Origin of the sequence: Agromyces seonyuensis (assembly GCF_009789225.1) — a bacterium.
In the GTDB taxonomy this organism is placed as follows: domain Bacteria; phylum Actinomycetota; class Actinomycetes; order Actinomycetales; family Microbacteriaceae; genus Agromyces; species Agromyces seonyuensis.
The window spans coordinates 1-3,105 of the sequence record NZ_WSTA01000142.1; the positions used below are offsets into that span (position 1 = coordinate 1).

General features: G+C 75.4%; 2 protein-coding genes. Both read right to left on the reverse strand.

Translation table 11 applies throughout. From position 1 onward, the window contains the following. The coding region (locus GB864_RS17865; RefSeq protein ID WP_236779243.1) for a DUF5684 domain-containing protein at positions 1-613 on the reverse strand (613 nt) is incomplete at its 3' end. Beyond that, the coding region (locus GB864_RS17870) for a transglutaminase-like domain-containing protein (protein ID WP_160427040.1) at positions 613-3,105 on the reverse strand (2,493 nt) is incomplete at its 5' end. The genes GB864_RS17870 and GB864_RS17865, both read right to left, overlap by 1 nt.

Sequence of the window (3,105 nt, forward strand, 5' to 3'; positions counted from 1 at the left end):
CGAGCGGCGCGCCCTGCGGGGGGCGGCCAGGGACCGGCCCGCCGAACGGCGCGGAGGCCGCACCGGGGTACGGCGTCGCGAGCGACGGCGCCGGGGTCGGGGCCGGGTAGCCCGCGCCGGCGGGAGCCGGGTAGCCCGCGGCAGGAGCGGGGTACCCCGCCGCGCCCGGGTACGGGGCCGCCGCGACGGAGGCGCCGGGCGCACCGAACCCGGCGAGACGACGACGCTCCGGGTCGGGCCCACCGCTCGCGGCGAGCACGGTCGTCCACACGGGGAACAGCAGTGCGGCGAGCACCGTCGAACCGGCGCCCCGGCCGTACTGCAGGTTGATGCGGTGCAGCGCGATGACGAGCTGGACGTAGCCCCAGATGTTCGCGACGGGCACGAACAGGAACGCGATGTTCCACGCCGGAATGCCGCCGAAGCGGAAGATCTCCAGGAGGTTCAGGATCGGGACCCACGCCTTCCAGCCGTCGCCGCCGAGCTGGCGGAAGACCCGGCCGAGCGTGAGACCGATCCAGACGTAGATCGCGGCTGCGACGACGAGTTCGACGACGAGCAACACGGCCGCCGCGGCCAGGGCGGCGGTGGGGTCGGCGTACTGATCGGGCATCAGGCGGGTTCCTTCCGAAGCGGAATCTGGGGGGTGTCGGGACGGAGCGAGCGGCGGAAGCCGGCGAGGCCGAGGGCCGCGCCGATGCGTGCCCGGAGGGTGCGCGCTCCACGCAGCTCCTCGAGTTCGGCATCGACAGTCTGCCAGGCCCAGTCCGCGAGCTCGACCGGCGGGGGATGCTCGGAGAACACGGCGTGGTCGACCGCAGCTGCGAGGGCCACTGCGGCGGGCCGTCCGCTCGCCGCGGCCGCGGAGGCGCGAGTCGCGGACTGGTCGAAGGGCACGCCGAGGTCGGCGTAGCGGTCGAGCAGTTCTTCCCAGGCGCCGACGATCGCCGCCTCCGGCGTACCGGCGCGGCGGCCGCGACGTCGGAGCGACTTGGCGAGGAGCAGGGCGACGAAGGGACCGACGAGGCACAGCACCGCGGTGGCCGAGAGCCCGACGATCCGCAGCACCGGCAGCACGGCCGCGAGCGTCGAGTCCTCGTCCTCCGGGACCTGCGTGGGCTCGGAGCGGCGGTCGTCGCTCGGCACCTGCTCGGGCGCGATGATCTCGGGCGCGAGCTCGGCCGGGACGGTCGCGTGCTCGGGGAGCACCTCGCCCTCCGAGATGTCGATCGGCGCGAGCACGTGCTGCGGCGTCGCGTCCAGCGCGACCCAGTCGCCGCCGGCGTCGACCTCGGCCCATGCGGCGAGTTCGCCGCCCGTGCACACGTCGGTGCACGAGCTCAGTGCGGGGTCGCCGGACTCCCCCACCCGGACGCCGAGGACCACGCGGGAGTCGAATCCGAGGTAGCGCGCGACGAGGGCGGTCGCGACGGCGAACTGCTCGTCGTCGCCGGCGGCCGAGACGAGGTAGGCGGCGTCGGCGTCGGCGCCGGCGCGCTCCTCCTGTGCCGTCAGGTCCGAGAAGAGCTGTTCGATGCGGGCCCGCGAGTGGCCGGCGGCGCTCGACTTGAACGCGTAGGGCCCGTCGGCGCGGAGGTCGGCGATCCACGGCGTCGCGGCGACGTCGTCGGCGAGGGAGTGGCTGAGGTAGCCGCGCTCGCGCAGGCGCCGGACGAGTTCGGCGAGCCCGTCGCCGGTGCGGGGCTGCGCCTGCGCCTCGACCCAGGCCACGAGGGCGGGGTACGTCTCGGCGTCGATCGTCGCCGTGCCGCCGTCGACGCCCGCGAGCGCGCCGTCGGAGTCCGGGTCGACCCGGATCGTGTAGCCGTCGCCCTCGATCGGGCCCGTACCCGAGTCGGACTCGGCCGTCTCGATGGCGGAGGCGCCGGAACCGTCCACGAAGAAGCCGTCGGCGAGGAGGTCCGCACGCGGCCCCGAGAAGCCCGGAGCCGAGTCGAGGCCGTCCGGGACGGGCATCCAGATGCCCGAGTAGGCCTCGCCGATCTCGAGTTCGACGGCGGCGCTGCCGGATCCCGCGCGGGGCAGCCGCCGGAAAGCGCCGGGCGCCGAAGCGTCTTCGCCGACCGTGAAGGTCTCGCCGTCGTACGCATCGAGCGTCGCGATGCGCACTCGGCCGATCTCGTCGAGGTCGCCGGAGACGGTGAAGAGCGTGTCTCCGAACGCCGCGTCGGCGAAGGAGGCGCGGTAGGCGGAGAGGGGGCTCGGCGCGCTCCGCACGACGATCGAGGGTTCGACCCGGTCGCGCAGTGCCGAGCGCTCCGTGAGGCCTGCGGCGGCGGGTGCGACGGCCAGCGAGCCGGCGACCGCGACGACGACCAGACCGAGGGCCACGAGATTGCGTCGCAGCACCATCCACGCCGAGGCGCCAGTGCGGCGGACGGTGCCCGCCCGGCTCGAAGCGATGCGGATCGACACGGCCCGACGGATGCGGGCCCGGCCGACGAGCCACACGAGGCAGACGAGCGCGAGCAACGCGCCGAGGAGCAGCTCGCGCGGCGAGGCGATCACGAGGCCGGCGAGTGCGATCGGGGCGCTCGGCGCGGAGGCGCCGAACGCGAGCCCGAACGCGACCATCGCGACGGCGACGGGCACCGCCGCCCAGGCGAAGCGACGGCTGCGCACCGCGAACAGCGCGGCGACGAGCGCACCGCCGAAGACGACGACGAACCACGGCACGAGCACCGCCTGGTATTCGCCGAGCGGCAGCGCGAGCGTGACGAGCTGCTTCCAGCCGAGCACGACGCCGAGCACCCCGTCGCGCAGGCCGAGGAGCAGCCGCGCCGGCGACGCGAGCGCGGAGGGCACGGCGAGCGGCACGACCGCGAGGAGGAAGACGCCGAGCGCCGAGCCGAGCGTCGCGAGGACGCCCCAGCGCAGCTTCGCCGAGAGCCAGGCGAGCAGCAGCGCGAGCACGGTGCCGGCCGCAGCGACCACGACGAAGCGCGGCGAGGCGTAGATCGGCCACGCCGCGAAGGACGCGAGGACGACCGCGACGACGACGAATCCGAACGCCCAAGCCTGCTCCGCGACGCCGACCGGCGCGGCGGCGCGCGCTTCGGCCGCGGTGCGGGCGGCGGCGGTGCG